Here is a 6,890-nt window from a genome sequence, read left to right on the forward strand (position 1 = left end):
CGCAGAGGGCTCGGAGGTGCTCGAAGAGTATAAGGGGGCGCCTGCCCTCGATGCGGGCCTTGTAGGCGCCGCACAGGCGGTCGAGCACTATGAGATTGCCCGCTACGGGACCCTCATCGCCTGGGCGGAGCAACTCGGCATGAAGGATGCCATCCCGCTGTTGCGCGAAACCCTCAAAGAAGAGACGGCGACCGACGAAGCGCTCAGCGCTTTGGGCGAGAGCGACGCCAACGAGCGCGCCCTGCAAGCGGCCTGATCAGCTCTCAACAAGCGGCTCCGGTGCTTGTCCGGAGCCGCATGGTGCTACGATGACCATTCCGATGCAATCCAACTTCCATGTAGAACAACCAGCCGATGCGATGGTACCAGTCGCATCGGTGACCGAAGCCGTCTCTGAACGTCGACGATGTATAATGATCCTGCAGCAACGAGCGCGCGCCTTTGAACGGCTAAACCTGTTCAATGTTTCACGGGCTCTGTCGTCAGTTGCTGAAGAGATCCGGGGGAGCGACGATGATGAAAGCGTTCGCGAATGGGACGAACGACGGCAGACCCCCGTCTTCGTAAAATGACCAAGCTTTCCGATCTTGAGCGGCGGTTGCCGGCGCGCGACCTGAGCGCCGGCGATCATTTCCACAAATGTCCCCTCTGGGGTCAAGCAGTGGACTGGCGCGACTGCGACAGGTTGTCTGGCATGAGCAGCCGAGACACCGGCGGATGGATCTCGATTCCTAAATGCTAGTCGGCCGTCTTTGGGTTTCCTCACAGGCTGTCGCTCAGTGGCATGTTTTGCTTCGCGCAAATCCTTTAACCCGTCCTCTAAGCGCGCGCGGCTGCTTCCATTTCGATAATTTCACGCGCTGCCCTACTCGTTCGCTCCATTCCTTGGTCTAGTTCTGAATGGGTCTTGGCCGTCAATCGCCATCTCAGTCGGCCCCGGCCGCGTCATATTGAATGAAGCCCGCACCGGGAGGGGACCGGAGCGGGCTTCATTCGGCTAGGTTTCCGGGCGGCGCCACGGAGTTGTGATCTGGAATGCACCGCCAACCATGAAAACTGCGAGGTGGCCGCATTGTTCCAGCGGCATGAAAAAGCCCGCGCTACGGAGGACCGATAACGCGGGCCGCGGCTGATGTTTTTGCCCCACCAGCCTACGCCGAACTCCAAGCAGCCTCATCCGACGCAAGGACCTAACTAATTCAAAGCCGCTAATGTTCCGGCCGCGCCCCGGAATCTTCGGAACAAGACCTCAGCCCCACTTGGGATGCGGTGCAGCGGCCGGGAACCAGCCCTTGTGAAGGCACGTTGCTGAGAGATGATTTTACTGAGGTTCGCATCCAATGGCAAAACACCTGTCTCGCGCCCCGGAGCAACGCGGCACCGGAAATATCCTGATGTGGGGTGCCATGATAGCCGCGATGCTTTTTGTCGCCCTCTTGATTATTCTCACTTTCGGGCCGTCCGCGGCGGGATCGTAGTGCACGCGGGGACATCTGCAGCGTGAGCACGTGGCCCTGTTGCCCGCCTGCCTTACTCCATTCACCTGGAGCAAAGCGCCGCAGCAGAAGGCTCATTCCGATGCTGTCGGCCTATTTTAAAGCTACGCGGCAGACGGCGACAACGCTGCACTGAAGACATCGCCCAAGAAACGCTCCCCACGCTGAAAATGCAAAAGGAGATGATCGACATTCCGCGGCTGGGGCGGGACAACCCCGGCGGCCGGTAAAGACATCGAGCACCCCGTCGACAGCGTCTCCCGTGCCTGGCGCCAACAGCTTCACGGAGGACCAGGCCAACGCCCGGATCGAAAGCGCCGGGTATTCGAACGTGGCCGACCTAAAGACAACCAAGGTATCTGGCGCGGTCAGGCCACCGCCAAGAACGGGCAATCCACAAGCGTCGCTCTGGATTATCAGGCAGCGTGTTTGCCGGCACCCAAGGAACGCGATGGAGAGAAAAATGAAAATCCCTACCGGACTGTCCGACGACTATGCCTACGCCTCTGACGCGGTTGGCGAATTGGATGCGTTCGGAGTCTCCTCGGCCGATATCACTCTCGTGGCTAACAACTCTGCCGATTGGTATGATGGCGAACCCTCTGACGTTGCAGACGATGCAGCAGGCGGTGCCGGCATAGGCGCGGCTATCGGGGGAGCCGGGGGTCTTTTGACGGGTCTTGGCATAATGACCATCCCAGGCACGGGACCTGTAGTTGCAGCTGGATGGCTCGTCGCCACAGCAGCCGGCGCGGTAGCGGCGCCGCAGTTGGGGAGCGGCCGGCGGGATGATGGGCGCGCTCACCGAATCCGGGGTGCCAGAGCGGGATGCTCACGTCTACGCCGAAGACATCAGACGCGGCGGAACACTTGTGACTGCCAATGTCCAGGATGAACTCCGTTCCGGAAGCCGAGCGCATCCTCGGGCAGGACGGTTCGGTTGACGTGTCTGAACGCCCTCGGGAGTATGAGGCCAGCGGATGGAGCGAATTCAACCCGGATGCGCCTGCATACGGGCCGGATGAAGTCGAATGCGAAAGCGTGCGCTGCGCGGCCTTAGGCCGCTTGCCAGGAGCTACCTCGGTGACGAAAGGGGCAGTCATAGAGAAGGCGAAGTTGCCCGCTGACCAAGCGCCGGCGGGCGATGCTATGTGCAATCAGAAGGCGCTTGCCCCGAACGGCACGAACGGGGCGACGTCGTGGAGCTAGCCTTTTTCGTTATAGGGCTGCTTGAGCTCGGCCACCATTCTGGCAAGTTCGGAGAATGGCGGAATCTCTGTTTCCGACTGAGCCAAGTTAGCCAACTGAAGCAATCTCAGCGGAAAACACACAGCATCGCGATTTGACGGGGACATATCCTCGTAAAGCCGTGCGTCGTCCAACAGCGAATCCTCGGCATGTTGTAAGGCGCGGTCAATTTCGTCGATCGAAAGAACCCCTTTGTGAACCAGCAGATTGTTGATTGACGCTACGGACATAAGAAGGCCTTCAAGTTGCAAGTTGGCGACGTTCATCAGCTTATCCTCCCTAGATCGCCGAAGGACCTGTAAGGAGAAAACAGGGTTCATGGATGAGATGTTCCGGGGAAAGCGAATTAATCTCGGCTGCCATTACGTGGGTCGGAAGTAAGCAACATCCCAGCCTCCTTTGCCGCAGCTTCGAAGGCTTGGCGTATGACCTGCGGATCAATCGGATCGCCCTCCTGAGCTGACAGGCAAAGGATCATTGCCTTGTGCCATCCGGGCCCCCGCTTCGGCCATTTGACGAGTTGCTCGGCCGCTTCCTGGACGTGGCCAACTTCACAGGCCTGTCCGCCGGGGCGGCTCTCACATAGACCGGAGAATAGAAGCGCCGCCTTGCCAGCCGGTCATCGCGCTTATCGGCCCTGCCGGGGAGCAGCGGGCTCACATCGGGGGCGGAGATTGAACCCCGCGAATTTCTTGCGCCACCGCCTTCAGCGCCCTGGCTACCGGGAAGATTTTCTTTCGCTCAAAATGTAAGGCCTGCAGGTCGACTATGTCGGCGCAGCGCTTGCGTTCCACCCCGGCTCCTACCGCGGCTGGCTGAGTTTGTGTCGCTTCCATGGTGACACTCTTCCTTTTAGAAACCCTCAGGAAACAAACTCGGCAAGCGGGCAAAAGTTGCCGGCGATCGCGATTCTGATCGGTGGGAACTGGTGCCCTAAACCAACGTTGGTTGCGCATCATCATCCAGGGTTTGTGTCATGGAAAAGACGTTCAATCGAATGGCGGAAGCAGTCGCTCACGCAACAGGTAGGCCGTGGGCGTTCGCTCTTTGCTTGGGATCGGTTTTGACCTGGGCGGCAACTGGCCCTGTGTTTCACTACTCCGAGACCTGGCAACTGGTCATCAATACCGGAACCACCATCGTCACTTTTCTGATGGTCTTCTTGATTCAGAACACACAGAACCGCGATGGCGCCGCCATCCAGGCAAAGCTCGATGAGTTGATCCGCTCCGGCCAGGGCAAGAACGACTTTATCGGCATCGAGCATCTGACGGAGGAAGAGGTTGAGGAGTTTCGCGCAGCATGCGCCCGGGCGAAGGAAAGGTCGCGAGATGTGTAGACTGCGCGTTTCGAAGACGGCTGACGCTCACATTCTTCTCCGCGTTATCCGCGGGGCCCTGCACTCGCACTATGGAGGAGCTGGAATTTCATCTCCGGATGCACATTGAGCTAGGCGTGCGCATCAGCTCGGAGTCGCCGGTGGCCACATGCACTGGACAAGCGAACTTCATCCTATGCAACTGGTTCGGACTGAAGTCGGCGAGGTCATCGGACAGAATGGGCAGCCGTCAGTCTTCCCGCAACGTGGGTCGTTTGGAGGAAACGCATGGACCGCAGTGAGGGCAACGATGGCGTCCCGCCCCTTCGTGGCGACCGCGGACTCCCAAGACGATCTCCGACGATCATCCACGCAGACCTGATCAATTTCGGATAAGGCGGTACCGCAAAGACATCGAGGCGACCGAACGCAGAACGCTTTCTGTCACGCTTCCCAGAAGTACCTTGATGAGGCCCGAACGGCCATGCGTTCCGACCACCAGAAGAAGCGTCGGTCGGGTCTCAGCCGTGTAAGGTTGGTTCGCCCAATAGGTGCTGTTCTGGGACCGCCAAGGTCTCCACCCAGGCCAGCAGAATGCGAAACATGTTGTGGCGTGTTTGACGAGTGCGCGCAACCCACGTCCACGAGTGCCAGGGCGATGGAGCCGGCGCAGGTGAGCATGATGTTCACGAAGATGGCTTCCACCGTCACGCGGCGGACCATCAGGGGCCGGTGCAGCCCGCGAATTCGCCATGGCGTCAGTTCGACGATGATGTTCACGAGTTCGGTGGCGCCGGATGCCGATGATCGAGAACCCTCCCCTTCTGAGAGCCATGTAGCCGAACATCCAGGCATTGCAGATCACTATCATCGCGATGGTGGCCAGCAGCTTGGCGATGTTGCCGGTCAAGAGGTCGACGATGTTGTGCAGTGCGGTTTCGATGCCGGCGGCTTGCGCGAATGCGCATCGGTAGGACCACGCGGATGCCGCCTGATCGACGCGTGGGTCGTCTCTCTGCTCGTCGACAGCGGCAGGCTCACCGTCCCCTCCCGTGCCTCGCGATCGTCCGCCAAAGCGCTGACGGCCTCCCCGGGCTAATGCTCGTATTCGGTTGATGGCGCTTCAGAACCCGAACGTGCAACTGTCGATTAGGTGAGCGGACCAAGCCTAGCCTGAAGCGATGGCGACTTGTTGATCGACTTCTTGATCCGTTCGCGCCAGCGCTTTCCTCGTGACAGAGCATCCTCAAGGGCTTCCTGCACATCGTCGGGCCTGTCCAAGGCCAGAACGGTGATGAGAAATTCGGCCTGTAGCCGGTCCTTAAGCGCCTTGAGGCTGTCTGGCCCATCAAGTCGCCGGTCCGCGACTATGAGCTTGTGGATCGCGAAGCGTTCCGGTCGAGGTATCTGAATGAGAACGCCGTCGCGATATGTGACCGCGGCCAGGATTGGCTCCGCAAGCAGATAGTTCAGGTGATGCAGCGATTGGGCATGGACACCCAGGGCAGGCAATGGCCGCAAGGGTTCGTCTTCGGTAAAGGATGGTGTCAGAAATTCGACTAGCGTCTCGTTACGCGTTTGCCTCCAGCGCCAGGCTTTGCCGGGGTCCAGCGCTGGCGCCGGTTCAAATGAGAAATCTCTCAGAACATTATCGAGCGGACTCGATACGGTATCTTCAAGCGCAATGGAAAGGCGCTCGAAGCTCGCAATGTCGATATCGCTCGTCTGAGCTGTCTGGTCGAAGCTGAAGCGAACGCCAAGTTCACCCTCGTAGAGCCGGAATGCCTGCGTCCCAACGACGGTTCCGCCAAGGCGAAATACGCCGGCTGAGGCCAATGCGTGCAGAAGGCTGCCTGTAGCTGCATCGATCCCAAGAAACCCTTCGGCGCGCAACAAACGGACCAGCCGGGCGCGGTTGCGCCTGCGATTTTCACGGCCCTCTCGGAGCGCGCCGATGCGCTGCATTCGGGCGCGTAGTGCTTCGCTGTCTTCCCCAATATAAGTCTTTTTGACGTCTGAGCCGACACGATAGGAATCATACCAGTAGGTTCGGCGCCCGCGCTCTACGCGGGTCGGCGTTCCACGGATTTCCGCGATCGCCTCATCGCGCAAGGACGCAACTAGATCATGATAGGCTGAGTGGGCAATGGGCGAGTGGCGATCGAACATGGGATGCTCAACAAAAATTAGCTTGTTGAACATACGTCGTGTTCAACGAAAGCGCAAATCGTTGAACAGACGGCCCGTTGTTCCGCTCCTTGACGATCGCACGTCCGATGGCCACGCGGTGGTGCTGCCCGCCGAAGAGCTGCGACGGCCGTCTCGAAAAGGGCCGCATCCAGCGATCCGCTAGTGCCCGGCCGGCAACCCTCTAGTGTCGACCTTTCAGGAACCTTCCTCGCGAAGCAGCGAATTCCAATCGGTTCCAATCAAGTCGATCAGACGCAAAGCCCGTGTAAAGCTGCTGGCAGAGCGGCTGACGAGGGAGACTAGCATCAGGAGGAAGAGGCCAAGCGCTCTCGATTGCCGGGCACCGCGAAATAGCTTTTGTTTCGTTGCCAAAAAGGCCGGGTCGGCCCGTTTTTTTGCCAGAGACCCTGGCAAGTCCAACCTTCTCCCGCCGGCTTCGGTCGGCGGGCTCTTGTTTCAGCTTTAGCTAAAATGTGAAGCCCGCGGCCAGACGGCAGCGGGCCACATTACAACGACCGGAAAGGCTAGCGGGGTTGGGAACAATCCGGCCGGCAATTTCCAACGAAAGGGGCGAGTTTTTGTTCCGAGGCATTTTTATAGGTCGGCAAAACCTAGCCCCCCCTTTTTCCAGTTAGGCC

The 6,890-nt window shown here is 59.3% G+C and carries 6 protein-coding genes and 3 pseudogenes; 4 read left to right on the top strand and 5 right to left on the bottom strand.

The annotated features are described in order from the left end of the window. From EN738_RS28175 to EN738_RS36475, 3 genes and pseudogenes are all read left to right on the top strand, one after another. Positions 1 to 256 (top strand): DUF892 family protein (locus EN738_RS28175; RefSeq protein WP_145966954.1); only part of this gene is annotated, 256 nt, incomplete at its 5' end. Positions 257 to 308: 52 nt separating this feature from the next. After that, positions 309 to 572 carry a hypothetical protein gene (locus tag EN738_RS28180; protein ID WP_127286521.1) on the top strand — a complete coding sequence of 88 codons (264 nt, stop codon included), beginning with the start codon at positions 309 to 311 and terminating at the stop codon, positions 570 to 572. A 1,387-nt stretch (positions 573 to 1,959) separates the two neighbouring features. Beyond that, a pseudogene (locus tag EN738_RS36475) lies at positions 1,960 to 2,534 on the top strand (hypothetical protein); the annotation flags it as partial. 167 nt (positions 2,535 to 2,701) lie between these two features. On the opposite strand, the gene EN738_RS28190 reads toward EN738_RS36475, so the two are convergent. From EN738_RS28190 to EN738_RS35720, 3 genes and pseudogenes are all read right to left on the bottom strand, one after another. Continuing rightward, on the bottom strand, positions 2,702 to 3,010 hold the full coding sequence (locus EN738_RS28190) for a hypothetical protein (protein WP_127286522.1): 309 nt from the start codon (positions 3,008 to 3,010) through the stop codon (positions 2,702 to 2,704). Positions 3,011 to 3,090: 80 nt separating this feature from the next. Next, a pseudogene (locus EN738_RS28195) lies at positions 3,091 to 3,297 on the bottom strand (DUF982 domain-containing protein); the annotation flags it as partial. Between the two features lie 103 nt (positions 3,298 to 3,400). After that, positions 3,401 to 3,538: a hypothetical protein gene (locus EN738_RS35720; RefSeq protein WP_189340173.1), complete on the bottom strand. Its 138-nt coding sequence runs from the start codon at positions 3,536 to 3,538 to the stop codon at positions 3,401 to 3,403. A 182-nt stretch (positions 3,539 to 3,720) separates the two neighbouring features. On the opposite strand from EN738_RS35720, the gene EN738_RS28200 reads away from it, so the two are divergent. Continuing rightward, the gene (locus EN738_RS28200; protein WP_127286523.1) at positions 3,721 to 4,083 is read left to right on the top strand and encodes a low affinity iron permease family protein; all 363 of its coding nucleotides are present in this window, start codon (positions 3,721 to 3,723) and stop codon (positions 4,081 to 4,083) included. A gap of 744 nt (positions 4,084 to 4,827) precedes the next feature. Here EN738_RS28200 and EN738_RS36480 read toward each other — a convergent pair. Together EN738_RS36480 and EN738_RS28215 are read right to left on the bottom strand one after the other, a co-directional pair. Further along, a pseudogene (locus tag EN738_RS36480) lies at positions 4,828 to 5,026 on the bottom strand (TrbC/VirB2 family protein); the annotation flags it as partial. Positions 5,027 to 5,211: 185 nt separating this feature from the next. Continuing rightward, positions 5,212 to 6,264 carry a GSU2403 family nucleotidyltransferase fold protein gene (locus EN738_RS28215; protein WP_245478401.1) on the bottom strand — a complete coding sequence of 351 codons (1,053 nt, stop codon included), beginning with the start codon at positions 6,262 to 6,264 and terminating at the stop codon, positions 5,212 to 5,214. Between the last annotated feature and the right edge of the window lie 626 nt (positions 6,265 to 6,890).

Source organism: Mesorhizobium sp. M4B.F.Ca.ET.017.02.2.1 (assembly GCF_003998955.1).
In the GTDB taxonomy this organism is placed as follows: Bacteria; Pseudomonadota; Alphaproteobacteria; order Rhizobiales; family Rhizobiaceae; genus Mesorhizobium; species Mesorhizobium abyssinicae.

Bases quoted from the DNA above. Each gene is read 5' to 3' on its own strand.
- EN738_RS28180 (WP_127286521.1), top strand. From the start codon at position 309: ATGACCATTCCGATGCAATCCAACTTCCATGTAGAACAACCAGCCGAT.
- EN738_RS28190 (WP_127286522.1), bottom strand. From the start codon at position 3,010: ATGAACGTCGCCAACTTGCAACTTGAAGGCCTTCTTATGTCCGTAGCG.
- EN738_RS28200 (WP_127286523.1), top strand. From the start codon at position 3,721: ATGGAAAAGACGTTCAATCGAATGGCGGAAGCAGTCGCTCACGCAACA.
- EN738_RS28215 (WP_245478401.1), bottom strand. From the start codon at position 6,264: ATGTTCAACAAGCTAATTTTTGTTGAGCATCCCATGTTCGATCGCCAC.